Origin of the sequence: Streptomyces blastmyceticus (assembly GCF_039521185.1) — a bacterium.
Lineage (GTDB): Bacteria > Actinomycetota > Actinomycetes > Streptomycetales > Streptomycetaceae > Streptomyces > Streptomyces blastmyceticus.
Genome location: NZ_BAAABW010000008.1, coordinates 478337 through 505260, shown reverse-complemented (window position 1 = coordinate 505260; position 26924 = coordinate 478337). Strand labels below are relative to the sequence as shown.

The following is a 26924-nucleotide window of genomic DNA, read 5'->3' as shown; positions in this document are numbered from 1 at the left end:
CCATGGGGGCCATGGGTGCGCCCGGGTGGGGATAACCCCACCTCCGGCCGGACAGCGCTGCTCGCCGTGACCTTGTCAGGGCCTAGACTCCCGTGCGTAAAGAATCGTCGAAATGTGCTGGACAGGGAGCGAGGGCGGACGTGCCGGAGGCCACCGTGCGCACCGACAGTGCGGGCGTCCCCGACGTCCAGCTGGCGACTGACTACTTCCACAGCTATTCGGTGGTCGGACTGCTCGCCGTCGTCGGCGTGCTCTTCGTCGCCGTCGCGTTCGCGGCCGGACGGCTGCTGCGGCCCGTGGTGCCGACGCCCGAGAAGCTGCTGACGTACGAGTGCGGCGTCGACCCCGTCGGCGAGGGCTGGGCGCACACCCAGATCCGCTACTACGTCTACGCCTTCCTGTATGTGATCTTCGCGGTGGACTCGATCTTCCTGTTCCCCTGGGCGACGGTCTTCGCCGCGCCGGGCTTCGGCGGTGCCACGCTCGTGGAGATGTTCGTCTTCCTCGGCTTCCTCGCCGTGGGTCTGTTGTACGCATGGAAGAAGGGCGTCCTCGAATGGACGTGACACCGGTGGACCTGCCCGAGCCGCGACGGTTGGGCGCCCTGTCCCGGCTCGCGCCCGAACCCATGAAGGTGGTCCTCAACTGGGGCCGCCGCTACAGCCTCTGGGTCTTCAACTTCGGCCTCGCCTGCTGCGCGATCGAGTTCATCGCCGCGTCGATGGCCCGGCACGACTTCATCCGCCTAGGCGTCATCCCCTTCGCCCCGGGCCCCCGCCAGGCGGACCTCATGATCGTCTCGGGCACCGTGACGGACAAGATGGCCCCCGCGGTCAAGCGGCTCTACGAGCAGATGCCGGAGCCGAAGTACGTCATCTCCTTCGGCGCGTGCTCGAACTGCGGCGGCCCCTACTGGGACTCGTACTCGGTGACCAAGGGCGTCGACCAGATCATCCCGGTCGACGTCTACGTCCCGGGCTGCCCGCCCCGCCCCGAGGCGCTGCTCCAGGGCATCCTCAAGCTCCAGGAGAAGATCGCGCAGGAGTCCCTGCGCGACCGCTACGCCTCCGGCGCGGGCCCGTCGGTGGCGGCGCTGAAGAGCGGCCTGGTTCCGCAGCCGGAGGCCGGGGGCCAGAACGATGAGTGAGCCGACGCATCAGGGCGAGAGCGCGCCGGAGACTTCGGAGGCCGGTACGGCCGAGACCTCCGGTGCGACCGCCGCCGAGGCGGCTGCGCCGCCCGTCGGGTGGCTGCCGCGGAGCGCTGCCGAACTCTTCGGCGAGGGCGCGAGCGCCGAGGAGGCGTACGGGCTGCTCACCGTCGACGTCCCCGCCACCGCCTGGCTCACCGCCCTCGAAACGGCCCGCACCGCGCTGGGCTGCACGTTCTTCGACTGGCTCAGCGCCGTCGACGAGCCCGGTACGGGCTTCCGCGTCTGCGCCCACCTCGTGGCCCTGCCGGGCCCGGAGGGCGGGGTGCGCCGCCTCGTCGTCCGCACCACCGTGCCGCACGACAAGCCGGCGCTGCCGACCGCGATCGGCGTCTACGCGGGTGCGGCGTGGCACGAGCGCGAGACCCACGAGATGTTCGGCGTGGACTTCACCGGGCACCCCCACCTCGTACCGCTGCTGCTCCCCGAGGGCTTCGAGGGGCACCCGCTGCGCAAGGACTTCGTGCTGGCCGCGCGCGTCGCGAAGGCATGGCCCGGGGCGAAGGAACCGGGCGAGTCCGAAGGGGGCGGCCCGAAGCGCCGTCAGATGCTCCCGCCGGGCGTCCCCGACCCCAACGAGTGGGGCCCCCTCAAGGGCCAGCTCCCCCCTGCCCCGGCCCGCCCGGCCCGCGGAGCGCGCGCGGCAGCCGCGGGCGCACCGGCCGCGGGGGACCGCCCCGTACGGCGTGCCCGCAGCGTGAGCGAAGGCTCGGCGAGCCAGGCCGCGGTCCCGCGCCGCACGCGCAGCGTGAGCGAGGGCTCCGCGAGCCAGCAGCCGACCGGGCCGACGGAGCCGACTCCGGCAGCGGAGGAGCGCCCGGCGCGCCGCAGCCGCAGCGCGAGCGAGGGCTCTGCGAGCCAGACCGCTCCCGAGCAGCAGCCGCACAGCGAAGCTTCTGCCGCCGAGCAGCCCGCGGCCCAGCCGGAGCCGAAGCCGGCACCACGCTCGTCCGACGCACCGTGGCACCACGCCCGCCCGGCATTCGACGACACGAAGCCGCCCGAGCCACCCGCGGCAGCGGACACCGCGGACACCGCGGACGGCGCGGATGACGCGAAGACAGAAGACCAGGGACCGGGCGCGCAGCGCCCCGACACGGCAGGAGGCGAGTCGCAGTGAGTGGCACTCTCGACGTGGTGCTGCGCCTCGTCGCCGTGTTCGCCGTCTTCCTCGTGCTGCCGCTGGCGATCGGGCAGACCGAGCACAAGGTCATGGCCCATATGCAGGGGCGGCTCGGCCCGATGTACGCCGGTGGGTTCCACGGCTGGGCACAGCTCGTCGCGGACGGCGTGAAGTTCGCGCAGAAGGAAGACGTCGTGCCCGCGGGCGCGGACCGGCGGATCTTCCAGCTCGCGCCGGCCGTCGCCCTCCTGCCGTACCTCCTGGTGCTGGTCGCGATCCCGGTCGGGCCGGGCAACGCCGTGGGCCAGTTCATCGACGCGGGCATCTTCTTCGTCCTCGCCGTCATGGGCGTGGGCGTGCTCGGCTCGCTGATGGCCGGCTGGGCGTCCGCGAACAAGTTCTCGCTGCTCGGCGGTCTGCGGACCGCCGCCCAGCTGATGGCGTACGAGCTGCCGATGCTGCTCACGGCGGCGTCGGTCGCCATGGCGGCGGGCACGGTCTCGCTGCCGGGCATCGTGGAGGCCTTCCACTGGTGGTGGGTGCCCTGGCAGATCGTCGGCGGCCTGGTCTTCTTCACGGCCGGACTCGCCGAGCTGCAACGCCCGCCGTTCGACATGCCGGTGGCCGACTCCGAGATCATCTTCGGTGCCTACACCGAGTACACCGGCCTCCGCTTCGCCCTCTTCCTGCTCTCCGAGTACGCGGGCATCGTCGTCCTCTGCGGTCTGACGACGGTCCTCTTCCTCGGCGGCTGGCACGGCCCGTTCGGCGCCGACGGCCTCGGCTGGCTGTGGACCCTGCTCAAGACGCTGGTCCTCGCCTTCGTGGTCATCTGGCTGCGCGTCACCTATCCGCGACTGCGCGAGGACCAGCTGCAGAAGCTGGCCTGGACGGTCCTCATTCCGCTCGCCCTGGCGCAGATCGCGCTGACAGGCGTCGTCAAGGTGGTGATCCAGTAGTGGCGATCCCCGGTTCCGGTCTGGCCAAGGGCCTCGCTGTCACCCTCCGCACGCTGACGAAGCGTACGGTCACCGCCCAGTACCCCGACGTACAGCCCGAACTGCCGCCGCGCACCCGCGGTGTCATCGGCCTGTTCGAGGAGAACTGCACGGTCTGCATGCTGTGCGCCCGCGAGTGCCCGGACTGGTGCATCTACATCGACTCCCACAAGGAGACCGTGCCCCCGGCCGCCCCCGGCGGGCGCGAGCGCAGCCGGAACGTCCTCGACCGCTTCGCGATCGACTTCTCGCTCTGCATGTACTGCGGCATCTGCATCGAGGTGTGCCCCTTCGACGCGCTGTTCTGGTCGCCGGAGTTCGAGTACGCGGAGACCGACATCCACGACCTCACCCACGAGCGCGACAAGCTGCGCGAGTGGATGTGGACGGTGCCCGAGCCGCCCGCGCTGGACCCGGCGGCCGAGGAACCGAAGGAGATCGCGGCCGCCCGCAAGACCGCCGAGAAGATGGCGGCCCAGCGGGAGAAGGAGAAAGAGGAGGGGGAAGCGTGACCGGCACCGCAGCGCTCGCCGCGCAGGCGCACGGCACCCATACGCTCGCCGCGCAGGCGCAAGGTTTCCTCTCCACCTCCGGTGTGGAGATCGCCTTCCTCCTGGTCGGCCTGGTCACCCTCGGCGCGGCCCTCGTCACCGTCACCACCAAGCAGCTGGTGCACGCCGCCCTGTGGCTGGTGGTCACCCTCGGCGGGCTCGCGGTCGAGTACCTCCTGCTCACGGCGGAGTTCATCGCCTGGGTGCAGGTGCTCATCTACGTGGGCTCCGTCGTCGTCCTCCTGCTCTTCGGGCTGATGCTCACCAAGGCGCCCATCGGCCGCTCCCCGGACGCCGACTCGGGCAACCGCTACCCCGCACTCGGGGTCGCCGGAGCCGCGGCCGTCGCGCTGGTGTGGGTGGTCGCCGATGCCTTCCGTACCACCTGGATCGATCTCGACGGGGCACCGCAGGGCACCACCAAGGTCTCCGGAGAGTTCCTCTTCCGGAACTGGGTGCTGCCCTTCGAGGCCCTGTCCGTCCTGCTGCTCGCCGCGCTCGTCGGCGCGGTCGTGCTCTCCCGCAGGAAGAACGCACAGGCAGGGGAGAAGCGCTGATGCACCTCGTCTACCCCGCCGTCCTCGCCGCCCTCCTCTTCTGCACCGGGCTCTACGGCGTGCTCGCCCGGCGCAACGCGATCCTCGTCCTGATGTCCGTCGAGCTGATGCTCAACGCCGTCAACCTCAACCTCGTCGCCTTCGACGTGTGGCTGCGCGACACGCTCCACGCGGGCCAGGCGCTCACCCTCTTCACCATCGCCATCGCCGCCGCCGAGATCGGCATCGGCCTGGCGATCGTGCTGCTCGTGTACCGCAACCGCGGCACCGCCGACATCGACCGGCTCCGCGACCTCCACGAGGACGCGCCCGGACCCGACGCAGGCCACGGTGACCGCGAGGAGAAGGCGGAGGCCGCCGCGTGACGACCACGACCACCGCCGTACTCGTCCCCCTGCTGCCCTTCCTCGGCGCCGCCGCGGGCCTGCTGCTCGGCCGCCGCGCGCCCGGCTTCGTACGGCCCCTCGCCGTGCTGCCGACCCTCGCCGCGGCCGTCCTCGCCGTCGTCGTCGCCTGGCGGCAGGGCGGGGGCGAACCCCTCGACGCGGCCAGGCGGCTGACGCCCACCGGGTCGGTGCCCATCGACCTCGCGCTGCACCTCGACGGCTTCGCCGTGCTCGTCGCCGTGCTCGTCGGTGTCGTCGCGACCTGCGTCCAGCTCTACTCGACGGCCTATCTGCGCGACGACCCGCGCTACCCCTCCTACGCGGCCCTCGTCTCCCTCTTCACCTCCGCCATGCTGCTCGTCGTCTACTCCGGCGACCTGATGGTGCTGCTGGTCGGCTGGGAGATCATGGGCATCTGCTCGTACTTCCTGGTCGGCCACTACTGGGAGACCGAGGCCGCGCGCAGCGCCTCCCTCAAGGCGTTCCTGGTCACCAAGCTCGGCGACGTCCCCTTCCTGATCGGCATCCTCGCGCTGGCCGCCGACGCCGGGACGTTCCGCATCAACGGCATCCTCAGCGCCGTCGCCTCCGGCTCCATCGGCCACCCGACGCTCATCGCGCTGCTGCTGCTCGCCGGCGTCGCGGGCAAGTCCGCGCAGTTCCCGCTGCACACCTGGCTGCCCGACGCGATGGCGGGCCCCACGCCTGTCTCCGCGCTGATCCACGCCGCGACGATGGTCGCCGCCGGTGTCTACTTCGTCGCCCGGCTCCTCCCCGTCTTCACCGCCTCCTCGGCGGCGCTGGTGGTGCTCGCCGTGATGGCGGCGGTCACCATGGTCGGCTCGGCGCTCGCCGCGCTCGCCCAGGACGACATCAAGCGCGTCCTCGCCTACTCGACCGTCGGCCAGCTCGGCTACATGACCGGCGCCCTCGCCGTCGGCGACCGGGACGCGGCCGTCTTCCACCTCATCACCCACGGCGCGTTCAAGGCCCTCCTCTTCCTCGGCGCGGGCGTGATCATCCACGCCGCCGGCACCAACTCGCTGGGCGCGATGGCCCGCATGGGCGGCCTCGCCAAGCGCATCCCCGACGCGTACTGGACGATGACGATCGCCCTGCTCGCGCTCGCCGCGATCCCCCCGTTCAGCGGCTTCTTCTCCAAGGAAGCCGTCCTCGGCGCGGCCGAGCACGCCACCGGCGCCGACGCGCACGGCATCCCGCACGCGGCCGGCTGGACCGTCCTCGTCGCCGGGCTGCTCACCGCCCTGCTCACCGCCGGCTACGCCACCCGCCTGTGGCTGCGCGCCTTCCACGGCAAGGGACCCGAGGCCCCCGACCACGGCAGGCAGCCCACCGCCATGAACGCCGTCCTCTGGGTCCTCTTCCTCCCCACCCTCGGGCTCGGCCTGGCCGCATGGAAGCTCCCCGACTGGTTCGACGGGAACTCCCTCACCCCGACCCTCACCACCTCCGTGCTCGGCACCGGCTGCGCCCTCGCCGGCGCGGCCGTCACCTACGCGGCCTGGCGGCGCACCGCCCCCCTCGCGGCCCGCGCGCCCCTCGGCGCCGTCGCCGCCGACCCGGACGCGGCCCCCTACATCTCCGAGGAAGAGACCATCGCCACCCACGTGGCGGCCTACGGGAACATCGCGGGCGCCCACGACCCGTCCGACCCCGGCCGCCTCCTCCTCGGCCCCCTGCACCGCCACGCGGTCGCCGGCTTCCACCTCGACGCCGTCTACTCCGCCCTCTTCGTACGGCCCGTGCGCGCCGCCGCCGGTCTCGTGCGCTTCCTCGACCGCGAGGTCGTCGACGCGTACGTCCGCGGTGCCGCGGGCGCCCCCCGCCTGCTCGGCGCGGCCGTCCGCCGCGCCCAGACCGGCAATGTGCAGACCTATCTCAGCGCCCTGCTCGCCGGCTCCGTCGTCCTGGCCGTCGCCGCCGTGCTCGTAGCCACCGGAGCCTGACCGTGAGTCATACCGTCATGCAGATCCTCCTCGCTGCGACCGTCGTCGTCCCCCTACTCGGCGCCCTCGCCGCCCTGCTCCCGGCCCCGCCCGGCCTCAAGGGCAGGAACCCGGACCAGGCCGTGCTCCGCCACGGCGTCACCGTCACAGGCGCCGTGCTCGCGCTGTCCGTCGCCCTCGCCGTCGGCTTCGACCACGACCACCCGGCGCGGATGCAGGCCACCACCGACATCAGCTGGATCCCGGCCCTCGGCATCCGGATCCACCTGGGCGTCGACGGCGTCTCGCTCCCCCTCCTCGTGCTTACGGCCCTGCTGACCTTCCTCAGCGCGCTGTACTCGTACTTCAAGCCGCAACATCAGCCGCTGGCGCAGCGGGCGTCGGGCCCGTCTCCCAAGGCATTCGTCGCGCTGATCCTCGTGCTCGAAGCCGGCACCCTCGCGAGCTTCGCCGTCCTCGACCTGATGCTGTTCTTCCTGGCGTTCGAGATGGTGCTCATCCCGATGTACTTCCTCATCGCCCGCTGGGGCGGCGAGGGCAGGGAACGCGCCGCGTGGCGGTTCATCCTCTACACCCTGCTCGGCTCCGTCGTGATGCTGCTCGGCCTCCTCCTCATCGGCATCAAGGGCGGCACATTCGACATGGTGGCACTCGCCACTGACAACGGCTCGGGGCTCAGCCACACCACGCAGGTCATCGCCGTTCTGGCCATCGGCATCGGACTGGCCGTCAAGGCCCCGATGTGGCCCTTCCACAGCTGGCTGCCCGACGCCCACACCGCGGCCCCGACCGTCGGCTCGGTCCTCCTCGCGGGCGTCCTGCTGAAGATGGGCACGTACGGCTTCGTCCGCATCGTCCTGCCCATCGCCCCCGGCGGCGCGCACACCTTCGCGCCGTACCTCGCGGCCTTCGCGGTCGTCGGCATCCTCTACGGCTCGCTGGCCTGCCTCGCCCTCGCGCGGCGCGGTGCCAAGGGCGACCTCAAGCGCCTGATCGCCTACTCCTCGGTGGGCCACATGGGCTTCGTCCTCCTGGGCATCGCCACCCTCACCCCCACCGGCGTCAACGGCGCGCTCTTCGCCAACATCGCCCACGGCCTCATCACCGGCCTCCTCTTCTTCCTCGTCGGCGCGATCAAGGACCGCCACGGCACCAGCGACCTCGACGCACTCTCCGGCGCGACCGGCGCCGCCCTCTACGGCAGGGCACCACGCCTCGGCGGCCTCCTCGCCTTCGGCGCCGTCGCCTCGCTCGGACTGCCCGGACTCGCCGGGTTCTGGGGCGAGATGCTCGCGATGCTCGGCTCCTTCCACCCCGCCGACGGACTCAGCCGCCCCGCCTACCTCACCTACATGGCGCTCGCCGGCTTCGGCACGCTGCTCACCGCCGCGTACATGCTGGTCGTGGTGCGCCGGGTGTGCATGGGCGGCGACGGCGACGGCAGGCCCGGGGGAGCCCCCGCCCTCACCGACGTCCAGACCTACGAATTCGCCGCCTGGACCCCGCTCGTCGCCCTCACCGTCCTCGCCGGACTCTGGCCCGCGGCCCTCCTCGGCCTCACCGACCCGGCCGTTCAGCAGCTCCTCCGAGGAGGCAACTGATGGTCCCCCTCGCCGGAAGCGTGGTCCAGTCCGTCGACTGGCTCGCCATCGCCCCGCCCACCGTCGCCGCCGTGGCGGCGCTCGTCGTCCTGGTCGCCGACCTCTTCCTGCCCGAGCGGAAGAAGCCCCTCCTCGGCGGGATCGCGATCGGCGGCATCGTCCTCGCCGGGCTCTCCCTGCTGCCGCTCCTCGACGGCGACCGCTCCACCTTCTGCCTCACGTCGGGCACGCGCGCGTGCAGTTACACGGCGGACCACTTCACCCTCGTCATCCAGTTCCTGGTGCTGGGCGGCGCCCTGCTGACGGCCCTGCTGTCCGTCAGCGACCTCGTGGACTTCGAACTCCCCTCGGGCGAGTACTGGTTCCTGCTGCTGTCCTCCGTCGCGGGCGCGGCCCTGCTGCCCGCCTCCCGGGACCTCGCCACCCTCGTCGTCGCCCTCGAAGTGGCCTCCCTGCCCGCCTTCGCCCTCGTCGGCCTGCGCCGCGACGACAGCCGCTCCTCCGAGGCGGCCCTGAAGTTCTTCCTCTCCTCGGTCACCGCCACCGCGGTGATGCTTCTCGGCGTCAGCTTCGTCTACGCCTCCACCGGCACCCTGCACCTGACCCAGGTGGCCGACGCGCTCACCCACGTCGACCCCCGCCTCGACACCCTCGCCGGTGCGGGCGTGGCCCTCACCCTCGTCGGCTTCGCCTTCAAGACCGCGGCCGTCCCCTTCCACTTCTGGGTGCCCGACACCTATGTGGGCGCCCCGCTGCCCATCGCGGCCTACCTCTCCGTCGTCGGCAAGGCGGTCGGCTTCACCGGCCTCATCCTCGTGACGGTCGTCGCCTTCCCGTCCTACGCGGACGTCTGGGGACCCGTCCTCGCCGTCCTCGCCGCGCTCACCATGACGATCGGCAACGTCGGCGCGCTGCGCCAGCGCCCGGACCGCACCCGCAGTGCCGTACGCCTCCTCGCCTGGTCCTCCGTCGGCCAGGCGGGCTATCTGCTGGTGCCGATCGCGGCCGCCGCGTACACCGACGACCCGGGCCGCGCCATCGGCTCCACCGTCGCCTACGCCCTGATGTACGCGGCCGTGAACCTCGGCGCCTTCGCCGTCGCCGCCCTCGTCGCCCGGACGAACCCGGCGCACCGCGTCGCGGACTACCGCGGCCTCTACGCCCGCAGGCCCCTGGCGGCCCTGGCGCTCGGCTTCTTCCTGCTCTGCCTGGCCGGGCTGCCGCCGGGCATCATCGGGCTGTTCGCCAAGGTCACGGTCTTCTCGGCGGCCGTGGACGCGGGGCTGGGCTGGCTGGCCGTCGTCATGGCCGTCAACGTCGTGATCGCCCTCTACTACTACCTCCAGTGGACGGCGCTGCTGTTCCGCGCGCCCGACGCCGAGGCGGAGCCGGCGGACGGCGAGCGGCCCGCGCGGATCCCGGTGCCGCTGGCCACCGCGACGGCCCTCGCGGCCCTCGTCGGCATCGCCCTGTCCGGCGCCCCGCAGCTCGTCCTGCGCTTCGCCTCGCAAGCGCTGCTGTAGGCGCCCGCGCGCTCACCCGTACGGCCCAGGCGCCCCTCGCGCGCACAAGGGAACTGGCGGCCTTCGTCTGGCGTTGATCGGTCAGGAAGGTTCCACTGGAGGCTCCACTGCGAAGTGGAAGCGCACCGCAGCAAAGGGTTCCCCTGCCGCACCATTTGGAGGGCGTACCGTGCACCGCCGGCACAACGGGCTCAGGACCGCCGTCCTCCTCGGGGGGCTGTCCGCGCTCATCATCGTCATCGGCAGCCTGTTCGGGCGCATGGGCCTGGTCGTCGCCGTCGTGGTGGCGCTCGGCACCAACGCCTACGCCTATTGGAACAGCGACAAGCTGGCCCTGCGGGCGATGCGCGCCCGGCCGGTCAGCGAGTTCGAGGCGCCGCAGCTCTACCGCATGGTGCGCGAGCTCTCCACGGCCGCCCGCCAGCCGATGCCCCGGCTGTACATCTCCCCGACCGAGGCCCCCAACGCCTTCGCCACCGGCCGCAATCCGCGCAATGCCGCCGTCTGCTGCACCGACGGCATCCTGCGTCTCCTCGACGAGCGCGAGCTGCGCGGCGTCATCGGCCACGAGCTCAGCCACGTCTACAACCGCGACATCCTGATCTCCTCGATCGCGGGCGCGCTCGCCTCGGTGGTGATGTTCCTGGTGAACTTCGCCTGGCTGATCCCCTTCGGCAGATCGGACGACGACGAGGGCCCCGGCATCGTCGGCATGATCATGATCATGCTGCTGGGCCCGATCGCCGCCTCCCTCATCCAGCTCGCCGTCAGCCGCTCCCGGGAGTACGAGGCGGATGCCTCCGGCGCGCGCCTCACCGGCGACCCGCTGGCCCTGGCCTCCGCCCTCCGCAAGCTCGAAGTGGGCACCCAGCGGCTCCCGTTGCCCCCCGAGCCGCGCATCGAGACCGCGAGCCACATGATGATCGCGAACCCCTTCCGTGCGGGCGAGGGGATGTCCAAGCTCTTCTCCACCCACCCCCCGATGGCCGAGCGCATCAGCCGCCTCGAAGGCATGGCGGGCCACCGGCTGTGATCAGCCGCTCCGAGGCCGCGCGGCACCCCTGAGCGGCCCCCGCGCAACCACTCTCAGCCGCGCGAGCGTCCTGCTCGCCAGGGACTGGTTTCGCGTGGGAGGCTGTTTTTCATGAGGTTCATCCTGAATGTCATCTGGCTGGTCCTCTGTGGCCTCTGGATGGCAATCGGCTATGTGGTCGCAGGTCTGATCTGCTGCGTCCTGATCATCACGATCCCCTTCGGGATCGCCAGCTTCCGCATCGCCGGCTTCGCCCTGTGGCCCTTCGGGCGGACGACGGTCGAGCGCAACGACGCCGGCGCGGGCTCGCTGATCGGCAACATCATCTGGTTCGTCTTCGCGGGCTGGTGGCTGGCGCTCGGGCACATCTTCACCGGCATCGCGCTGTGCCTGACGATCATCGGGATCCCGCTGGGCATCGCCAACTTCAAGCTGATCCCGATCTCCCTGATGCCGCTGGGCCGCGAGATCGTCCCGACGGACCGCCCCTTCGCCACCCGCTGAGCCGCGCGGTCCGTACGCACCGAGGGCGCGTCCGGGGAGTTCTCCTCCCCGAACGCGCCCTCGGCGTACGGCGTCCCGCGCCACCTCGGCCCCGTGGCCGGTGCGGCTAGCGGTAGTTGACGTACTGGATCGCGAAGTCCAGGTCCTTGCCCTTGAGAAGGGCCTGGACCGCCTGGAGGTCGTCGCGGCTCTTGGAGCTGACGCGCAGCTCGTCGCCCTGGACCTGCGCCTTGACGCCCTTCGGGCCCTCATCGCGAATGATCTTGGCGACCTTCTTCGCGTTCTCCTGCGAGATCCCCTCCTCGATCGAGGCGAAGATCTTGTACTCCTTGCCGGAGGCCTGCGGCTCGCCCGCGTCCAGGGACTTCAGCGAGATGCCGCGCTTGACCAGCTTGGTCTCGAAGATGTCGAGGACGGCCTTGACCCGCTCCTCGGCATTCGCGCGCATCTCGATCTTCTCGCCGGACCACGCGATCGAGGCGCCGACGCCCTTGAAGTCGTAGCGCTGCGAGATCTCCTTGGCGGCCTGGTTGAGGGCGTTGTCGACCTCCTGCCGCTCGACCTTCGAGACGATGTCGAAACTGGAGTCGGCCATATTGAGTTGGCTCCTCATACGTAGATCCATCAGGGGGCACGGCCCATGGCCGCTCCGCAAGCCTAGTCACCCGGACCCCGCGTGAGGGGTGATGAATCGAGTGGCGGACCACCCCTGGTCATCGGGTATGGTTTACGTCGTTGCCACGGAGCACCACCGCAAGGCGGAATCCGGGGCGGCAACCCTTGGCGGTGTGCCCGAGTGGCCAAAGGGAGCAGACTGTAAATCTGCCGGCTCAGCCTACCCAGGTTCGAACCCTGGCGCCGCCACATGTGAAGGGCCTTCTCTTTCGAGAGAAGGCCCTTCTGTGTTTTCCGGATGCCGCCGAGAAGCCAAGAACCCACCGTGAAATGTGATCTGCCGCACTTTCCCGGAGAGTGGCTCGTTCGGCCCCTCGGCTCAGCCCTCCGCCGCGCTCTTCACCGCCTCGTCCACCGGCGTGTCGCCCGCGATCAACTCCAGCGTCCGCCCCGCGGTGCCGGGTTCGGCCAGCAGCGCCGCCAGGACCGCGGCCACGTCGTCGCGGGACACCGAGCCCCGCCCCGTCGACCCGGCGAGCGCCACCCGGCCCGTACCGGGCTCGTCCGTGAGGCCGCCCGGCCGCAGGATCGTCCAGTCGAGCCCGGCGCGGCCCGTCACGTCCGCGTCGGCCGCGCCCTTCGCGCGGAGGTACGCGGCGAAGACCGGATCGGTGCCCTCCGGGGGCTCGTGGTCGGCGCCCATGGCGGAGACCACGACGAAGCGCCGTACCCCTGCCGCCTCCGCCGCGTCGGCGAACAGGGCGGCCGCCGCGCGATCCACGCTGTCCTTGCGTTCGATGCCGCTCCCCGGGCCCGCGCCGGCCGCGAAGACGGCCGCGTCGGCGGTCTCCAGGTGCCGGGCGATGTCCTCGACAGACGCCGACTCCAGGTCGCACACGACCGGTTCGGCACCCGCGGCGAGAAGGTCCCCGGCCTGCTCCGGCCTGCGGATGACACCCGCGACCTCGTCCCCGCGCGCGGCGAGCAACCGCTCCAGCCGCAGCGCGATCCGACCATGTCCACCAGCGATGACAATGCGCATGATCCGACCGTACGCGGTGGGGCCCGCGCCGCCAGGCGGAAGGGGCGCGAACCGGCCTGACCAGGCGCGCGGGGGGCGCGCGACGACCGGTCAGGAGGGCTCGCCGCCGCGCGACGACTGGCGGGGCAGCTCCAGCGCCGAGACGGCCGACGAGTCGCAGTACTCCCGCACCGCGCTGGTGCGCGCCACCACGCGCCCCCGGTGCACCACCAGTCGGCTGTACGCAAGCGACAGCACGCCCTCGATCCGCCGCCCCCGCACGGCCAGGAGCTCCGCGGGGAAGCCCGCCTCCACCCGGACCGGCGGCAGCCCCATTGCCGCCCGCGCGCCCCCGCTGACGGCCTCGTAGGCCTCCTGCGGGCGCAGCTCGCCGCGCGAGGCCAGCAGGAAGGCGGCCTCCAGGGGGTCGCCGCGGCCGACGGGGTTGGCCGCGTCCCGCAGCGCGCCGCTGCCCGCCGTCACCCGCACCCCGGCGGCCCGCAGCAGCCGCACCGGCGCGCAGCGCGAGACGCGGGCCGCGCGCTGCTCCAGGGCGGCGCAGTCGCCCTGTGGCAGGCACACCACGGTCACCCCGGCGGCCGCGAGCTGTTCCGCGGCCCGTACGGCCTGGTCGTACGGCAGCCGGGCCAGGCCGCCGCAGGGGCCGATCGTGACGCCGGGGCGCAGGCCGCCGGCCATGGCGGCGAGCCGGGCCAGCCGGGCGGGGTCGGCGCCGTCGGTGTGCAGGTCGACGGCGCAGCCGTGCTCGGCGGCGAGGTCCAGGACGGCCTCGGCGTAGCCGGTGGGGTCGGGGTCGAGGTCGGGGCAGCCGCCCACGGCCGCGCCCATCTTCACGGCGTCCCGCAGCATGGCCAGCCCGTCGGCCCCGGCGGCCCCGGTGAGCAGCCGGGGCACCGCGACGGTGGTGAGGTCGGTGAGGCCGCGCAGCGCCCGCCGCGCCTGGAGCACGGCCTCCAGCGAGCGCAGGCCCTGGACGGCGCCGATCCGGACGTGCGAGCGGAGCGCGGTGGCGCCGTGGCCGAGCTGGAGCAGGGCGGCTTCGGTGGCCCGGCGCTGGACGGCCTCGACGGAGTACGGGACGGGGCCGTCGGCGTCCGCGGTGAGCGCGGTGTCGCCGTGGCCGTGGGGTTCCGCCGGGGCGGGCAGCAGCAGATAGCCGCTGAGGTCGACACGCGGGCCGGGGGCGAGGCTGCCGGAGGTCCCGACGGCTTCGATGCTCCCGCCGCTGAGCCGCACGTCCACGATGCGGCCGTCGGCGAGCCGGGCGCCGCACAGCACCAGGGCGCTGTCGCCGGGCGCGGCGCCGGACGGCGGGCCGACGGGCGGGGTGTCACCCCCGGGGTTTCTCGGGGGCTGCGGCTGGCTGTCGGGCATCGCGCTCCTCCGGGGTCCGGGGCGTGCATGATCACGCAGCGTGTTCCGAGCCTAGGGCGGGTGAGGAACGGCTTCGAGCAAGCGACGAATAGTCGTACTGGTGTGGTGCGAGAGGGGTGCGCAGAGCCCCTTGGGGTGGCCGCGGGATACGGATTTCACCTTCGGCGGCCAACCGTGTAATGTCTTCCTCGCTCGCCCCAATAGCTCAGTCGGCAGAGCGTCTCCATGGTAAGGAGAAGGTCTACGGTTCGATTCCGTATTGGGGCTCTGGTGTGTGAGGTTCCTCGCCTTCGGGCGAGGATCTCTCTCGCATCAAAGCGGTGTAGCTCAGTCGGTAGAGCAAGCGGCTCATAATCGCTGTGTCACCGGTTCAAGTCCGGTCACCGCTACACGTAGTAGCCGATTGTGGGGTCGGTCCTCCGGTCGGCTACTCTTGTCTGCGTTCATCCGTCCATTCCGTCAAGGAGCACTCACGTGGCTGCCACCGACGTCCGCCCGAAGATCACGCTGGCCTGCGTGGAGTGCAAGGAGCGGAACTACATCACCAAGAAGAACCGGCGTAACGACCCGGACCGTCTTGAGATGAAGAAGCACTGCCCGCGCTGCAAGGCGCACACTGCGCACCGCGAAACGCGCTAAACACAGGCTCGTTCATGAGGCCGTCCCCAGATCTTGGGGGCGGCCTCATGGCGTTATCCACCGCAGTCCACTCAGGAGGTGCCGAGCCCATGGCGCTCGACCAGTCCTTCGTCGGACGGACCTACCCGGCCACCGAGCCCTATGAGGTCGGCCGGGAGAAGATCCGCGAATTCGCCGATGCCATCGGTGACGCCAATCCGGTGTACACCGACCCCGAGGCCGCCAAGGCCCTCGGTCACCCCGATGTGATCGCGCCGCCGACCTTTGTGTTTGCGATCACGTTCCGGGCCGCGGGCCAGGTCGTCCAGGACCCGCAGCTGGGCCTGGACTACGACCGTGTGGTGCACGGCGACCAGAAGTTCGCCTACACCCGCCCGGTCCGCGCGGGCGACCGGCTGACGGTCACCTCCACGATCGAGACGATCAAGTCCATGGCGGGCAACGACGTGGTGACGGTCCGTGGCGAGGTCCACGACGAGACCGGCGAGCACGTTGTGACCGCGCACACGATGCTGGTGGCGCGCGCCGCCGAGGAGGCGTGATGGCCGCGAGGATTTCGTACGACGACGTCGAGGTCGGCACCGAGCTGCCCGTGCAGTCCTTCCCGGTGACCCGCGCCACTCTTGTCCGCTACGCGGGCGCCTCCGGCGACTTCAACCCGATCCACTGGAACGAGAAGTTCGCCAAGGAGGTCGGGCTGCCGGACGTCATCGCGCACGGCATGTTCACCATGGCCGAGGCGGCCCGCGTGGTGACGGACTGGACCGGCGACCCGGGCGCCCTCGTGGAGTACGGCGTGCGGTTCACCAAGCCGGTCGTCGTGCCGAACGACGACGAGGGCGCGGTCATCGAGGTCGGCGGCAAGGTCGCGGCCAAGAACGACGAGGCCCGTACGGTCCGCGTCGACCTCCTGGTCAAGAGCGCGGGCCAGAAGGTCCTGGGCATGTCCCGCGCCGTCGTCCGCCTCGCCTGACGGCGAAGCCGGCCGGAGCCGTGAAGTAAGAAGCTGTGGAGTAAGGGGCATCCGCCATGGCGGATGCCCCTTACTTCTTGCCTTCGCTGCTCCTTGACTTCATAAGTAATCAATCACTAACTTACGTCCATGGTCAGGATGAGCGCCGATGAGCGCCGCGAGAGCGTCATCCGCGCCGCGATCACCGAGTTCGCGCGCGGCGGCTACCACGGCACCTCCACCGAGACGATCGCCCGCCGGGTGGGTGTCTCGCAGCCGTATCTCTTCCGGCTCTTCCCCGGCAAGCAGGCGATCTTCCTCGCCGCGGCCGAGCGCTGCCTGGAGCGGACCCGTGGGGTCTTCGAGGAGGTCGCGAAGGATCTCCCGGCCGGCGCCGCCGCCGAGGATCGTGTGCACGCAATGGCGGCCGCCTATCGGCGGCTGATCTCCGAGGATCCCGACAGCCTGCTGATGCAGATGCAGGTGTATGTCGCGGTCGCGTCGGCCGAGGCCGCCGGTGACCACGGATTCGGCGATTCCATCCGGGCCGGCTGGCTGGACCTCTGGGACGCCGTTCATCTGAACCTCGGGGCCGACCGGGAGGAGACCAAGTCCTTCATGGCGTACGGGATGCTCATCAACACCCTCGTCACGCTCGGCTTTCCCGACGACCACCGGGTGTGGGCCGGCTTCTACGAGTCCGCCCGGTCGGCGTGACCTCGTGCCGCCGGGGAGAACGGCATGGCATGACCACGCAAGTTAGTAAGCGATAACTAATCTTCAGGGGGGAAATCCACCATGCTCCAGCGAACAGCGCGGCGCTCCGGCGTCGTCTGGGCCCTGGTCGTCACCGGCACCGCCGGGTTCATGGCCGCACTCGACAACCTCGTCGTCACCACGGCCCTCCCCTCCATCCGCGAGGACCTCGGGGGAGCGCTCCAGGACCTCGAGTGGACGGTCAACGCCTACACCCTCGCGTACGCCGCCCTCCTGATGACCGGCGCCGCACTCGGCGACCGCTTCGGGCGCCGCAGGCTCTTCGCCCTCGGCATCGCGCTCTTCACCGCCGCGTCGGCCGCCGCGGCCCTCGCGCCCGGTATCGACGGACTGATCGCCGCCCGCGCCGCGCAGGGCGTCGGCGCCGCGATCATGACGCCGCTGTCCCTCACCCTCCTCACCACGGCCGTACCCGCGGAACGGCGCGGCACCGCGTACGGCATCTGGGGCGCGGTCAACGGCCTCGCGGTCGCGGGCGGCCCGCTCATCGGCGGCAGCCTCACCGAACACATCTCCTGGCAGTGGATCTTCTGGCTCAACGTCCCCCTCGGCATCGCCCTCCTGCCGCTCGTCCGGGCGCGCATGGCGGAGTCCCGCGCGCCGGGAGCGCGCCTCGACATCCCCGGCACGCTCCTGGCCACCGGCGGCCTCTTCGGCGTCGTCTTCGGCCTGGTCAACGCCGACGCCCACGGCTGGACCAGCGCCCGCGTCCTCACCGGCCTGATCGCCGGGGCGGCGCTCCTGGGCGGCTTCGTGCACCACGGCTTCCGCAGCAGCGACCCGGTCCTGCCGATGCGGCTCTTCGGCAACAGGGCGTTTGCCGCGGTCAACGCGGCCGGGCTGCTGATGTTCCTCGGCATGTTCGGCTCGATCTTCCTGCTCAGCCAGTACCTGCAGATCGCCTGCGGCTACTCGCCCACCGAGGCGGGCCTGCGGATGCTGCCCTGGACCGGCGCCCCGATGGTCGTCGCGCCCTTCGCCGGCTACCTGTCCGACCGGATCGGCGGCCGCCGGGTCGTCACGGCCGGACTCGCCCTCCAGGCGCTCGGCCTCGCGCTGTTCGCCCTGGTGCTCGCGCCCGGCGTCTCCTACGCGGCGCAGCTTCCCGCGCTGATCGTCAGCGGGGTCGGGATGGCGCTGTACTTCGCGCCGGCCGCGAGCCTCGTCATGTCCAGCGTCGCCCCCGCGCAACAGGGCATCGCCTCCGGGGCGAACAGCGCCCTGCGCGAGGTGGGCGGAGCGCTGGGTGTCGCGGTCCTCGCCTCCGTCTTCTCCGCGCAGGGCGGGTACGGGTCGGCCGCGAGCTTCACCGACGGCATCGTGCCGGCGCTGTGGGTCGGGTCGGGGGCGGTCGCCCTGGCGGCGGTGACGACGACGGCGATACCGCGCCGGCAGGCGACGCCGGCGGGCTGACGGTGCTCCCGCCGTGGATCACAGGGCCCCGGGGCGGTGAAAGTGCAGCGGATACCCTGGGGCCCGTGCAGGAATTCCACGATGCCCCCCTCGCCCCCCTGACCACCTTCCGTCTCGGTGGCCCCGCGACCCGCCTGGTCACCGCCACCACCGACGACGAGGTGATCACGGCCGTACGCGAAGCCGACGCGACCGGCACCCCGCTGCTGATCATCGGCGGCGGCAGCAACCTGGTCATCTCCGACAAGGGCTTCGAGGGCACCGCCCTGCGCATCGCCACCACCGGCTTCACCCTCGACGGCACCGACCTCGAACTCGCCGCCGGCGAGAACTGGTCCGACGCCGTGGCCCGCACCGTCGAGGCCGGACTCGCCGGCATCGAGTGCCTGGCCGGGATCCCCGGCTCCGCCGGTGCCACCCCGATCCAGAACGTCGGCGCGTACGGCCAGGAGGTCTCCGCCACGATCACCGAGGTGGTGGCCTACGACCGCCGGGCCGACGAGGTCGTCACCCTCCCCAACGAGGAGTGCGCGTTCTCGTACCGCCACAGCCGCTTCAAGCAGGACCCCGCCCGGCACGTCGTGCTCCGGGTCCGCTTCCGGCTGGAGGACGCGGGCGGGCTGTCCGCGCCGATCAAGTACCCGGAGACGGCCCGCGTGCTCGGCGTCGGGGCGGGCGACCGGGTACCGGCCGCGACCGCCCGGGAAACGGTCCTGAAGCTGCGCGCCGGCAAGGGCATGGTGCTCGACCCGGAGGACCACGACACCTGGTCCGCGGGCTCCTTCTTCACCAACCCGATCCTCACGGAGGCCGAGCACGCGGCGTTCCTGGAGCGGGTGGCGGAGCGGCTCGGATCGGACGTCGTCCCGCCGGCCTTCCCGGCGGGGGAGGGCTTCATGAAGACGTCCGCCGCCTGGCTGATCGACAAGGCGGGGTACACGAAGGGGTACGGGGCCGGGGCGGCTCGTATCTCGACGAAGCACACGCTGGCGCTGACGAACCGCGGCGGGGCGACGACGGAGGATCTCCTGGCACTCGCCCGCGAGGTCCGGGACGGCGTGCGGAGCGCTTTCGGGGTGACCCTGGTCAACGAGCCGGTGACGGTGGGCTGCGGGCTTTAGCCCCCGCGGTGCGCGAATTCAGCCCGTCCGGCGTTTGAGGACGCGCCCGCAGGGCGCTCCGCCGCAGGCGCAACGGACCTGCAGCCGGGGGTCTGGGGCACGAGCCCCAGTTTCGGGAAGGGGCGGGGCTGGGGAAAGCCCCCGGCAGGGCTACGCCGCCAGCCAGCCGTCCACGCCCGCCAGAAGCTTCTCCCGGACATCGGCCGGCGCCCGCGACGCCCGGATCGACTGGCGGGCCAGCTCCGCGAGTTCGGCGTCGGAGAAGCCATGGTGCTCCCGGGCCAGTTCGTACTGCGCGGCCAGCCGCGAGCCGAAGAGCAGGGGGTCGTCCGCGCCCAGGGCTATCGGGACGCCCGCCTCGTAGAGCACCCGCAGCGGCACGTCGGACGGCTTCTCGTAGACCCCCAGCGCCACGTTCGACGTCGGGCAGACCTCGCAGGCCACCCCGCGCTCGGCGAGCTTGCGGAGCAGGCGGGGGTCCTCCGCGGCGCGGACGCCGTGCCCGACGCGGCCCGCGCGCAGGTCGTCCAGGCAGTCGCGGACGCTGCTGGGGCCCGCGAGCTCGCCGCCGTGCGGCGCGGCGAGGAGGCCGCCCTCCCGGGCGATCTCGAAGGCGCGGTCGAAGTCGCGGGCGAGCCCGCGCCGCTCGTCGTTGGAGAGCCCGAAGCCGACGACGCCGCGGTCGGCGTAGCGCACGGCGAGCCGGGCCAGTGTGCGCGCGTCCAGCGGGTGCTTCATGCGGTTCGCGGCGACGATGACCCGTATGCCCAGGCCGGTGTCCCGGGACGCGCTGTCTACGGCGTCGAGGATGATCTCCAGCGCGGGGATCAGCCCGCCGAGCCGGGGCGCGTACGAGGTGGGGTCGACCTGGATCTCCAGCCAGCCGGAGCCGTCGCGCACGTCCTCCTCGGCGGCCTCGCGCACCAGCCGCCGGATGTCCTCGGGGGAGCGCAGGCAGGACCGGGCGATGTCGTAGAGCCGCTGGAAGCGGAACCAGCCGCGTTCGTCGGTGGCCCGCAGCTGGGGAGGTTCGCCGCCGCTGAGCGCCTCGGGCAGGTGCACCCCGTACTTGTCGGCCAGCTCCAGCAGGGTCGACGGGCGCATGGACCCGGTGAAGTGCAGGTGCAGGTGGGCCTTCGGCAGCGTACGGACGTCGCGAACGTTCTCCATTGGCAGATCCTGCCGCATGGGCCCGGCAACCGGAAGGGACTTTCCCTGAACGGGAACCGGCCGAAAAGAATTGCGGGCCCCCGGCGACAGCCGGGAGCCCGCGAGGAGGAAGCGTGCTACTTGGCCTCGGCCAGCAGCTTCTGCATCCGGGAGACGCCCTCGACCAGGTCCTCGTCGCCCAGGGCGTACGACAGGCGCAGGTAGCCCGGCGTGCCGAAGGCCTCGCCCGGCACCACCGCGACCTCGACCTCGTCGAGGATCAGGGCGGCCAGCTCCCCGGAGGTGGCGGGCCGCTTGCCGCGGATCTCCTTGCCGAGCAGCCCCTTCACGGACGGGTAGGCGTAGAACGCGCCCTCCGGCTCCGGGCAGACGACGCCGTCGATCTCGTTGAGCATCCGCGTGATCGTCTGGCGGCGGCGGTCGAAGGCCTTGCGCATCTCCGCGACGGCCTCCAGGTCACCGGAGACGGCGGCCAGCGCGGCGACCTGCGCCACGTTGGAGACGTTGGAGGTGGCGTGCGACTGGAGGTTGGTCGCGGCCTTGACCACGTCGTTCGGGCCGATGATCCAGCCCACGCGCCAGCCCGTCATCGCGTACGTCTTGGCGACACCGTTGACCACGATGCACTTCTCGCGCAGCTCCGGCACGACCACCGGCAGCGAGCAGAACTCGGCGTCCCCGTAGACCAGGTGCTCGTAGATCTCGTCGGTCAGCACCCACAGGCCGTGCTCGGCGGCCCAGCGGCCGATCTCCTCGACCTGCGCACGGCTGTAGACCGCGCCGGTCGGGTTCGACGGGGAGACGAAGAGCAGGACCTTGGTCCGCTCGGTGCGGGCCGCCTCCAGCTGCTCGACCGAGACGCGGTAGCCGGTGGTCTCGTCGGCGACGACCTCGACCGGCACACCGCCCGCGAGGCGGATCGACTCCGGGTAGGTGGTCCAGTACGGGGCGGGCACGATGACCTCGTCGCCCGGGTCGAGGATCGCGGCGAAGGCCTGGTAGATGGCCTGCTTGCCGCCGTTGGTGACCAGCACCTGGGAGGCGTCGACCTCATAGCCGGAGTCGCGCAGCGTCTTGGCGGCGATCGCGGCCTTCAGCTCGGGGAGGCCGCCGGCGGGGGTGTAGCGGTGGTACTTCGGGGTGCGGCAGGCCTCCACCGCGGCCTCGACGATGTAGCCGGGGGTCGGGAAGTCGGGCTCACCGGCACCGAAGCCGATCACCGGGCGCCCGGCGGCCTTGAGGGCCTTCGCCTTGGCGTCCACGGCGAGCGTGGCGGACTCGGAGATCGATCCGATACGGGCCGACACCCGGCGCTCGGTGGGGGACTGTACGGGGGGCTCGGAAGGAGTCGCAGCGGTCATGGAGGCATCGTCGCAGACCCGGGACGAACGGGGCACACGCATTGCTCGCCGCCCCCTCGCCCGCCCGTGCGGCGCCTGAGCCGCGGGTGCCCCGGGTGGCGCTGTTCGACGCGGGCCTCCGGAGCACGTACACTCATCCGTCGTTGGCCCCTCATCGGCACGTCCGCTGCACGCACACCGTGCGTACGACCGGATGCGGTAGGTTGGGGGAACCACAAAGGGTCGTAGCTCAATTGGTAGAGCACTGGTCTCCAAAACCAGCGGTTGGGGGTTCAAGTCCCTTCGGCCCTGCTACACGCATCGTTTCCAGGGTGCGTGCATGCGTACGTACTGAAATGCACCGCCGTGCGGCTCAACCGGGCGCGGCACGGCTCACGACCCGGATTCAGGTGAGGACGTAGTGACGGAAGCCCTTGGCTCCACCGCGACGCCTGAGAGCGGTCGTCCCGAGGACGAGGTGGCCGCCAAAAAGGGCCGCCGTGGTGGGAAGCGCGGGAAGAAGGGCCCCTTCGGCCGCCTCGCGCTGTTTTACCGTCAGGTCGTCGCAGAGCTCCGCAAGGTCGTCTGGCCCACGCGGAACCAGCTGTCGACGTACACCACAGTGGTGATCGTCTTTGTCGTCATCGTCATTGGCCTGGTCACCGTGATTGACTATGGGTTCTCCAACGCCGTCAAGTACGTCTTCGGCTGAACCCGCGCGTAGGGCGGCTGCTTCTCGGAGAGCCGCCCCTTCGCACGTTCCACCCCTTGAAGCCAGGAAGAAGCAGCCACGTGTCTGACCCGAACCTGAACGACGCCGTCGACTCCGCCGACGCGGCAGAGGCCGACGCGGTCGCGGCTGCCTCGGCCGAGGTCGAGGGCGACGCTGCGGCCATCGCTGATGAAGAGGGCGCGCAGGAGATCGTCGAGAACGCCGACGGCGTCGACGAGCTCGACGCCGAGGACTCCGCCGCCGGCGAGCCCGCCGAAGAGGCCGCCCTCCACGTCGAGGACGACGCCGAGTCCGAGGCCGCCGCCGCGGTCGAGGCCGACGAGCTGCCCGCCGAGGAGCAGGCCCCGGTCGACCCCGTCGCCGCGCTCCGCGACGAGCTGCGCGGTCTGCCCGGCGAGTGGTACGTCATCCACACCTACGCGGGTTACGAGAACCGCGTGAAGACCAACCTCGAGCAGCGCGCCGTCTCGCTCAACGTCGAGGACTACATCTTCCAGGCCGAGGTGCCGCAGGAAGAGGTCGTCCAGATCAAGAACGGCGACCGCCGCACCGTCCGCCAGAACAAGCTCCCCGGCTATGTGCTGGTGCGCATGGACCTGACGAACGAGTCCTGGGGCGTCGTCCGCAACACCCCGGGCGTCACCGGCTTCGTGGGCAACGCCTACGACCCGTACCCGCTGACCCTGGACGAGATCGTCAAGATGCTCGCCCCGGAGGCCGAGGAGAAGGCCGCCCGCGAGGCCGCCGAGGCCGAGGGCAAGCCGGCGCCGTCCCGCAAGGTCGAGGTCCAGGTGCTGGACTTCGAGGTGGGCGACTCGGTCACCGTCACCGACGGTCCGTTCGCGACGCTCCAGGCCACGATCAACGAGATCAACGCCGACTCGAAGAAGGTCAAGGGCCTCGTCGAGATCTTCGGCCGCGAGACCCCGGTCGAGCTCAGCTTCGACCAGATCCAGAAGAACTAGCTTCTTCCGGACCAACGCTTCCGAACAGGTCAGATCGGCTGCTTGCAGCCTGTCTGACCTGCTCGGTTTTTGGCCGCAGCATGTTACCCGTTATCGTGGTGCGGTATGCCTGCGCGCACTGTGCGCCGGCAAAAAAACTCTCACTAGGACCCGGAGAGAGCAATGCCTCCCAAGAAGAAGAAGATCACGGGGCTTATCAAGCTCCAGATCAGCGCCGGTGCCGCCAACCCGGCCCCGCCGGTCGGCCCCGCGCTGGGTCAGCACGGCGTCAACATCATGGAGTTCTGCAAGGCCTACAACGCCGCGACCGAGTCGCAGCGTGGCATGGTCGTGCCGGTGGAGATCACGGTCTACGAAGACCGCTCCTTCACCTTCGTCACGAAGACTCCGCCGGCCGCGAAGCTGATCCTCAAGGCCGCGGGCGTGGAGAAGGGCTCCGGCGAGCCGCACACCAAGAAGGTCGCGAAGATCACCCGCGACCAGGTGCGCGAGATCGCCGCCACCAAGATGCCCGACCTGAACGCCAACGACCTGGACGCCGCCGAGAAGATCATCGCCGGCACCGCCCGTTCCATGGGTGTCACGGTCGAGGGCTGATCAGCCACCTCGCAGTAACCGTGGAAGGGCCGAGCGCGGCCCGCACCACGACTCCATTCACCACTGAGGAGAAGCAGTGAAGCGCAGCAAGACTCTCCGCGCTGCGGACGCCAAGGTCGAGGCGGAGCGCCTGTACGCCCCCCTCGAGGCCGTCCGTCTCGCGAAGGACACCTCCGGCACCAAGTTCGACGCGACCGTCGAGGTTGCCATGCGTCTGGGTGTCGACCCGCGCAAGGCCGACCAGATGGTCCGTGGCACCGTGAACCTTCCGCACGGCACCGGCAAGACCGCCCGGGTCCTGGTCTTCGCGACCGGTGACCGTGCTGCGGCCGCGGAGGCCGCGGGCGCCGACATCGTCGGCTCCGACGAACTGATCGACGAGGTTGCGAAGGGCCGTCTGGACTTCGACGCCGTCGTCGCCACCCCGGACCTCATGGGCAAGGTCGGCCGCCTCGGCCGCGTGCTCGGTCCGCGTGGTCTGATGCCGAACCCGAAGACCGGCACGGTCACCCCGGACGTGGCGAAGGCTGTCACGGACATCAAGGGCGGCAAGATCGAGTTCCGCGTCGACAAGCACTCGAACCTGCACTTCATCATCGGCAAGGTGTCGTTCGACGAGGCCAAGCTGGTCGAGAACTACGCCGCCGCGCTCGAGGAGATCACCCGCCTCAAGCCGTCCGCCGCGAAGGGTCGCTACATCAAGAAGGCGACCATGACGACGACGATGGGCCCCAGCATCCCGCTGGACTCCAACCGCACCCGCAACCTCCTGGTCGAGGACGAGACGGTCTGATCGACCTCTCGTAGCGAGTAAGCGTCACGGGCCGGGCCCCGCATCCTTCCGAGGGTGCGGGGCCCGGCTTTTTGCCGGCGTACGGGGGGCGATTTGCATCCGAAGACACCCTTCCCGTACCTTGTTCCAGAAGCCAAAGACCGCTGGTCGTTGCTGTGCCTTCCCAGTGAAGGTGTGGTGGCCGAAGGATCCGCTAGCTGCGGGCGACCTGCGCAGGTGATTTGTGGTTGAACTCCCGTGAGAACCCCTGGTTCGAACGGTCGAGTGCACGCCCCGAGCGCCTGCGCCGGGGCGTTTCGTTTTGCCCAGGTCCCTTCGCGTGTCTATGCGGTCCGAATCACCCGGAAGGAGGCCGAGGCTCATGGCGAGGCCCGACAAGTCTGCCGCGGTTGCCGAGCTGACGGACAAGTTCCGCAGCTCGAACGCCGCCGTGCTGACCGAGTACCGCGGTCTCACCGTGGCACAGCTCAAGGAGCTGCGCCGTTCGCTCGGTGAGAACGCCCAGTACGCCGTGGTGAAGAACACGCTGACCAAGATTGCGGCCAACGAGGCCGGGATCAACACGCTGGACGACCAGTTCACTGGTCCGACGGCTGTTGCCTTCATCACCGGTGACCCGGTGGAGTCGGCGAAGGGTCTTCGTGACTTCGCCAAGGACAACCCCAACCTCATCATCAAGGGCGGTGTCCTTGACGGTAAGGCGCTGACCGCTGATGAGATCAAGAAGCTTGCGGACCTCGAGTCCCGCGAGGTTCTGCTCGCCAAGCTGGCGGGTGCCATGAAGGGCAAGCAGTCCCAGGCTGCCGCGCTCTTCCAGGCCCTGCCGTCGAAGTTCGTCCGCACCGCGGAGGCGCTTCGCGCGAAGGTCGAGCAGGGCGGTGCCGGTACGCCGGCTCCCGTCGAGGCCGAGGCTGCCGCCGAGTGATCCAGGCTCACGCCTGAATCACTCGCGCCCGTCACGGTCGCAGCGGGCCCGTAGTACGCCCGCCGAAATGTACATCCGGCACCAGCCGAATTAGTGGAAGGACCGCCATCATGGCGAAGCTCAGCCAGGACGACCTGCTCGCGCAGTTCGAGGACATGACCCTCATTGACCTCGCCGCGTTCGTGAAGGCGTTCGAGGAGAAGTTCGACGTCACCGCTGCCGCCCCGGTCGCCGTTGCCGCCGCCGGTGGCGCCGCTGCCGCCGCCGAGGCCGTCGAGGAGCAGGACGAGTTCGACGTCATCCTCACCGCCGCCGGTGACAAGAAGATCCAGGTCATCAAGGTCGTGCGTGAGCTGACCTCCCTGGGTCTGAAGGAGGCCAAGGACCTCGTCGACGGCACCCCGAAGCCGGTCCTCGAGAAGGTCGCCAAGGACGCCGCGGAGAAGGCCGCCGAGGCCCTCAAGGGCGCCGGCGCCTCCGTCGAGGTCAAGTGACCTTCGGAGTCTGCTGACTCTCTCCTGCGCGGCCCGGCGCGTCCGGGCGGCGTATAAGTTTCAAGGGCGATCACCCATGCGGGTGGTCGCCCTTGGGCGTTCCCGCGACGGCTGCCTTGCCCCGGGCGCGGGGGCGAGTATGGTGATCTTCGTTGTCTGCCGGAAGCGCGCGAGAGGGCGGCCGGGCGACGGCCGTGGAGACGCCACGGGAAGCGTCCGGAGGCCGAGGGGCCTTGACGAACGGCACGCCGCGCGCAATTCTCAGGACGCGTCGCCACATCGATCCGCAGCCGAGGCATGGATCGACGGCGAAGAGGGAAGCCTTGCTCCAGGCAATGAGGAACAACAGGATCCCGGAGGGAGAGATTGGTATCGCACCGGTCTCCGGAAATCCGCTCTGGACATCAGTGGGCCAAGTGGCTACACTGACCCTTTGCGCTGCCTGTTAGCTGCTCCCTGCCCGTCACCAGGGGCATGCCCACTGTCGAGCACTGCTGATGGAAACCCGCTGAGCTGGGATT

29 protein-coding genes and 4 tRNA genes are annotated in these 26924 nt (G+C 70.9%); 28 read left to right on the top strand and 5 right to left on the bottom strand.

All coding sequences use genetic code 11. The annotated features are described in order from the left end of the window. Nucleotides 1-140 precede the first annotated feature (140 nt). The 12 genes from ABD269_RS08570 to ABD269_RS08515 all read left to right on the top strand — a co-directional run bounded on the left by ABD269_RS08570 (nucleotide 141) and on the right by ABD269_RS08515 (nucleotide 11453). The gene (locus ABD269_RS08570; protein ID WP_205519195.1) at nucleotides 141-566 is read left to right on the top strand and encodes an NADH-quinone oxidoreductase subunit A; all 426 of its coding nucleotides are present in this window, start codon (nucleotides 141-143) and stop codon (nucleotides 564-566) included. After that, nucleotides 557-1147 carry an NADH-quinone oxidoreductase subunit B gene (locus tag ABD269_RS08565; RefSeq protein ID WP_344117185.1) on the top strand — a complete coding sequence of 197 codons (591 nt, stop codon included), beginning with the start codon at nucleotides 557-559 and terminating at the stop codon, nucleotides 1145-1147. The genes ABD269_RS08570 and ABD269_RS08565 overlap by 10 nt, the downstream gene beginning before the upstream one ends. Then, nucleotides 1140-2330: an NADH-quinone oxidoreductase subunit C gene (locus ABD269_RS08560; RefSeq protein ID WP_344117184.1), complete on the top strand. Its 1191-nt coding sequence runs from the start codon at nucleotides 1140-1142 to the stop codon at nucleotides 2328-2330. The genes ABD269_RS08565 and ABD269_RS08560 overlap by 8 nt, the downstream gene beginning before the upstream one ends. Then, a complete protein-coding gene (locus ABD269_RS08555; RefSeq protein WP_344117183.1) occupies nucleotides 2327-3292 on the top strand; it encodes a complex I subunit 1/NuoH family protein in 966 nt (321 codons plus the stop codon). Before ABD269_RS08560 ends, ABD269_RS08555 begins: the two co-directional genes overlap by 4 nt. Beyond that, entirely contained in the window at nucleotides 3292-3843 is a 552-nt protein-coding gene (locus ABD269_RS08550) for a NuoI/complex I 23 kDa subunit family protein (protein ID WP_344117182.1), read from the top strand. The genes ABD269_RS08555 and ABD269_RS08550 overlap by 1 nt, the downstream gene beginning before the upstream one ends. Continuing rightward, complete coding sequence (locus ABD269_RS08545) at nucleotides 3840-4439, top strand: NADH-quinone oxidoreductase subunit J family protein (RefSeq protein ID WP_301886600.1); 600 nt, start codon at nucleotides 3840-3842, stop codon at nucleotides 4437-4439. The genes ABD269_RS08550 and ABD269_RS08545 overlap by 4 nt, the downstream gene beginning before the upstream one ends. Further along, nucleotides 4439-4804 (top strand): NADH-quinone oxidoreductase subunit NuoK, encoded by a 366-nt coding sequence (gene nuoK, locus ABD269_RS08540; RefSeq protein ID WP_116212503.1) that lies wholly within the window; start codon nucleotides 4439-4441, stop codon nucleotides 4802-4804. The genes ABD269_RS08545 and nuoK overlap by 1 nt, the downstream gene beginning before the upstream one ends. Beyond that, nucleotides 4801-6792, top strand: a complete 1992-nt coding sequence (locus ABD269_RS08535; protein ID WP_344117181.1) for an NADH-quinone oxidoreductase subunit 5 family protein — start codon at nucleotides 4801-4803, stop codon at nucleotides 6790-6792. Before nuoK ends, ABD269_RS08535 begins: the two co-directional genes overlap by 4 nt. Nucleotides 6793-6809: 17 nt before the next feature. Next, a complete protein-coding gene (locus ABD269_RS08530; RefSeq protein ID WP_344117273.1) occupies nucleotides 6810-8393 on the top strand; it encodes a complex I subunit 4 family protein in 1584 nt (527 codons plus the stop codon). Beyond that, nucleotides 8393-9916 carry an NADH-quinone oxidoreductase subunit N gene (locus ABD269_RS08525; RefSeq protein WP_344117180.1) on the top strand — a complete coding sequence of 508 codons (1524 nt, stop codon included), beginning with the start codon at nucleotides 8393-8395 and terminating at the stop codon, nucleotides 9914-9916. Before ABD269_RS08530 ends, ABD269_RS08525 begins: the two co-directional genes overlap by 1 nt. A 169-nt stretch (nucleotides 9917-10085) precedes the next feature. Beyond that, a complete protein-coding gene (gene htpX / locus ABD269_RS08520; protein WP_301886604.1) occupies nucleotides 10086-10949 on the top strand; it encodes a zinc metalloprotease HtpX in 864 nt (287 codons plus the stop codon). A gap of 111 nt (nucleotides 10950-11060) precedes the next feature. Next, a complete protein-coding gene (locus ABD269_RS08515) occupies nucleotides 11061-11453 on the top strand; it encodes a YccF domain-containing protein (protein ID WP_344117179.1) in 393 nt (130 codons plus the stop codon). 106 nt (nucleotides 11454-11559) lie between these two features. Here the strand turns inward: ABD269_RS08515 and ABD269_RS08510 are convergent, their stop codons facing one another. Continuing rightward, nucleotides 11560-12048, bottom strand: a complete 489-nt coding sequence (locus ABD269_RS08510) for a YajQ family cyclic di-GMP-binding protein (RefSeq protein WP_116212491.1) — start codon at nucleotides 12046-12048, stop codon at nucleotides 11560-11562. Between the two features lie 187 nt (nucleotides 12049-12235). Between ABD269_RS08510 and ABD269_RS08505 the strand changes: the two genes are divergently transcribed. Further along, a tRNA-Tyr gene (locus ABD269_RS08505) sits at nucleotides 12236-12317 on the top strand. 130 nt (nucleotides 12318-12447) lie between these two features. Here the strand turns inward: ABD269_RS08505 and ABD269_RS08500 are convergent. Further along, nucleotides 12448-13110, bottom strand: a complete 663-nt coding sequence (locus tag ABD269_RS08500) for an NAD(P)H-binding protein (protein WP_344117178.1) — start codon at nucleotides 13108-13110, stop codon at nucleotides 12448-12450. A 90-nt stretch (nucleotides 13111-13200) separates the two neighbouring features. Beyond that, nucleotides 13201-14484 carry an amidohydrolase family protein gene (locus tag ABD269_RS08495; RefSeq protein WP_301886620.1) on the bottom strand — a complete coding sequence of 428 codons (1284 nt, stop codon included), beginning with the start codon at nucleotides 14482-14484 and terminating at the stop codon, nucleotides 13201-13203. 194 nt (nucleotides 14485-14678) lie between these two features. On the opposite strand from ABD269_RS08495, the gene ABD269_RS08490 reads away from it, so the two are divergent. The 8 genes from ABD269_RS08490 to ABD269_RS08455 all read left to right on the top strand — a co-directional run bounded on the left by ABD269_RS08490 (nucleotide 14679) and on the right by ABD269_RS08455 (nucleotide 19386). After that, nucleotides 14679-14751, top strand: a tRNA-Thr gene (locus tag ABD269_RS08490). Nucleotides 14752-14800: 49 nt separating this feature from the next. Next, nucleotides 14801-14873: transfer RNA gene (locus ABD269_RS08485), tRNA-Met, on the top strand. 85 nt (nucleotides 14874-14958) lie between these two features. Then, complete coding sequence (gene rpmG / locus ABD269_RS08480) at nucleotides 14959-15123, top strand: 50S ribosomal protein L33 (RefSeq protein ID WP_087927546.1); 165 nt, start codon at nucleotides 14959-14961, stop codon at nucleotides 15121-15123. An 89-nt stretch (nucleotides 15124-15212) separates the two neighbouring features. Continuing rightward, nucleotides 15213-15665, top strand: a complete 453-nt coding sequence (locus ABD269_RS08475) for a MaoC family dehydratase N-terminal domain-containing protein (protein ID WP_301886621.1) — start codon at nucleotides 15213-15215, stop codon at nucleotides 15663-15665. After that, entirely contained in the window at nucleotides 15665-16096 is a 432-nt protein-coding gene (locus tag ABD269_RS08470) for a MaoC family dehydratase (protein WP_301886622.1), read from the top strand. The genes ABD269_RS08475 and ABD269_RS08470 overlap by 1 nt, the downstream gene beginning before the upstream one ends. A gap of 129 nt (nucleotides 16097-16225) precedes the next feature. After that, entirely contained in the window at nucleotides 16226-16792 is a 567-nt protein-coding gene (locus ABD269_RS08465; RefSeq protein WP_344117177.1) for a TetR/AcrR family transcriptional regulator, read from the top strand. A gap of 81 nt (nucleotides 16793-16873) precedes the next feature. Continuing rightward, nucleotides 16874-18265, top strand: coding sequence for a DHA2 family efflux MFS transporter permease subunit (locus ABD269_RS08460; RefSeq protein ID WP_344117176.1), 1392 nt, complete (start codon nucleotides 16874-16876; stop codon nucleotides 18263-18265). Nucleotides 18266-18330: 65 nt separating this feature from the next. Continuing rightward, nucleotides 18331-19386, top strand: a complete 1056-nt coding sequence (locus ABD269_RS08455; RefSeq protein WP_301886625.1) for a UDP-N-acetylmuramate dehydrogenase — start codon at nucleotides 18331-18333, stop codon at nucleotides 19384-19386. A 150-nt stretch (nucleotides 19387-19536) separates the two neighbouring features. Here the strand turns inward: ABD269_RS08455 and ABD269_RS08450 are convergent, their stop codons facing one another. Both ABD269_RS08450 and ABD269_RS08445 read right to left on the bottom strand, forming a co-directional pair. Further along, nucleotides 19537-20556 (bottom strand): adenosine deaminase, encoded by a 1020-nt coding sequence (locus ABD269_RS08450; protein WP_344117175.1) that lies wholly within the window; start codon nucleotides 20554-20556, stop codon nucleotides 19537-19539. 116 nt (nucleotides 20557-20672) lie between these two features. Further along, on the bottom strand, nucleotides 20673-21917 hold the full coding sequence (locus ABD269_RS08445; protein WP_344117174.1) for a pyridoxal phosphate-dependent aminotransferase: 1245 nt from the start codon (nucleotides 21915-21917) through the stop codon (nucleotides 20673-20675). Between the two features lie 218 nt (nucleotides 21918-22135). Between ABD269_RS08445 and ABD269_RS08440 the strand changes: the two genes are divergently transcribed. The 7 genes from ABD269_RS08440 (at nucleotide 22136) to rplL (ending at nucleotide 26403) form a co-directional block, all read left to right on the top strand. After that, nucleotides 22136-22208, top strand: a tRNA-Trp gene (locus ABD269_RS08440). A 109-nt stretch (nucleotides 22209-22317) separates the two neighbouring features. Further along, nucleotides 22318-22608, top strand: coding sequence for a preprotein translocase subunit SecE (gene secE, locus ABD269_RS08435; protein ID WP_116212476.1), 291 nt, complete (start codon nucleotides 22318-22320; stop codon nucleotides 22606-22608). 80 nt (nucleotides 22609-22688) lie between these two features. Beyond that, nucleotides 22689-23594: a transcription termination/antitermination protein NusG gene (gene nusG, locus ABD269_RS08430; protein WP_116212474.1), complete on the top strand. Its 906-nt coding sequence runs from the start codon at nucleotides 22689-22691 to the stop codon at nucleotides 23592-23594. A gap of 162 nt (nucleotides 23595-23756) precedes the next feature. Further along, nucleotides 23757-24191, top strand: coding sequence for a 50S ribosomal protein L11 (rplK, locus tag ABD269_RS08425; RefSeq protein WP_116212472.1), 435 nt, complete (start codon nucleotides 23757-23759; stop codon nucleotides 24189-24191). Nucleotides 24192-24267: 76 nt separating this feature from the next. Further along, nucleotides 24268-24984: a 50S ribosomal protein L1 gene (gene rplA / locus ABD269_RS08420; protein WP_116212470.1), complete on the top strand. Its 717-nt coding sequence runs from the start codon at nucleotides 24268-24270 to the stop codon at nucleotides 24982-24984. A 361-nt stretch (nucleotides 24985-25345) separates the two neighbouring features. Then, nucleotides 25346-25909, top strand: a complete 564-nt coding sequence (gene rplJ / locus ABD269_RS08415; RefSeq protein ID WP_344117173.1) for a 50S ribosomal protein L10 — start codon at nucleotides 25346-25348, stop codon at nucleotides 25907-25909. A 110-nt stretch (nucleotides 25910-26019) separates the two neighbouring features. After that, nucleotides 26020-26403, top strand: a complete 384-nt coding sequence (gene rplL, locus ABD269_RS08410) for a 50S ribosomal protein L7/L12 (RefSeq protein ID WP_301886632.1) — start codon at nucleotides 26020-26022, stop codon at nucleotides 26401-26403. Nucleotides 26404-26924 lie beyond the last annotated feature (521 nt).

What these genes read in the sequence shown, in the direction of transcription:
- ABD269_RS08565 (WP_344117185.1), top strand. Translation starts at nt 557, where the DNA reads ATGGACGTGACACCGGTGGACCTGCCCGAGCCGCGACGGTTGGGCGCC.
- ABD269_RS08560 (WP_344117184.1), top strand. Translation starts at nt 1,140, where the DNA reads ATGAGTGAGCCGACGCATCAGGGCGAGAGCGCGCCGGAGACTTCGGAG.
- nuoK (WP_116212503.1), top strand. Translation starts at nt 4,439, where the DNA reads ATGCACCTCGTCTACCCCGCCGTCCTCGCCGCCCTCCTCTTCTGCACC.
- ABD269_RS08530 (WP_344117273.1), top strand. Translation starts at nt 6,810, where the DNA reads ATGCAGATCCTCCTCGCTGCGACCGTCGTCGTCCCCCTACTCGGCGCC.
- ABD269_RS08525 (WP_344117180.1), top strand. Translation starts at nt 8,393, where the DNA reads ATGGTCCCCCTCGCCGGAAGCGTGGTCCAGTCCGTCGACTGGCTCGCC.
- ABD269_RS08515 (WP_344117179.1), top strand. Translation starts at nt 11,061, where the DNA reads ATGAGGTTCATCCTGAATGTCATCTGGCTGGTCCTCTGTGGCCTCTGG.
- ABD269_RS08510 (WP_116212491.1), bottom strand. Translation starts at nt 12,048, where the DNA reads ATGGCCGACTCCAGTTTCGACATCGTCTCGAAGGTCGAGCGGCAGGAG.
- ABD269_RS08500 (WP_344117178.1), bottom strand. Translation starts at nt 13,110, where the DNA reads ATGCGCATTGTCATCGCTGGTGGACATGGTCGGATCGCGCTGCGGCTG.
- ABD269_RS08495 (WP_301886620.1), bottom strand. Translation starts at nt 14,484, where the DNA reads ATGCCCGACAGCCAGCCGCAGCCCCCGAGAAACCCCGGGGGTGACACC.
- ABD269_RS08475 (WP_301886621.1), top strand. Translation starts at nt 15,213, where the DNA reads ATGGCGCTCGACCAGTCCTTCGTCGGACGGACCTACCCGGCCACCGAG.
- ABD269_RS08470 (WP_301886622.1), top strand. Translation starts at nt 15,665, where the DNA reads ATGGCCGCGAGGATTTCGTACGACGACGTCGAGGTCGGCACCGAGCTG.
- ABD269_RS08465 (WP_344117177.1), top strand. Translation starts at nt 16,226, where the DNA reads ATGGTCAGGATGAGCGCCGATGAGCGCCGCGAGAGCGTCATCCGCGCC.
- ABD269_RS08460 (WP_344117176.1), top strand. Translation starts at nt 16,874, where the DNA reads ATGCTCCAGCGAACAGCGCGGCGCTCCGGCGTCGTCTGGGCCCTGGTC.
- ABD269_RS08450 (WP_344117175.1), bottom strand. Translation starts at nt 20,556, where the DNA reads ATGGAGAACGTTCGCGACGTCCGTACGCTGCCGAAGGCCCACCTGCAC.
- ABD269_RS08445 (WP_344117174.1), bottom strand. Translation starts at nt 21,917, where the DNA reads ATGACCGCTGCGACTCCTTCCGAGCCCCCCGTACAGTCCCCCACCGAG.
- rplK (WP_116212472.1), top strand. Translation starts at nt 23,757, where the DNA reads ATGCCTCCCAAGAAGAAGAAGATCACGGGGCTTATCAAGCTCCAGATC.
- rplJ (WP_344117173.1), top strand. Translation starts at nt 25,346, where the DNA reads ATGGCGAGGCCCGACAAGTCTGCCGCGGTTGCCGAGCTGACGGACAAG.
- rplL (WP_301886632.1), top strand. Translation starts at nt 26,020, where the DNA reads ATGGCGAAGCTCAGCCAGGACGACCTGCTCGCGCAGTTCGAGGACATG.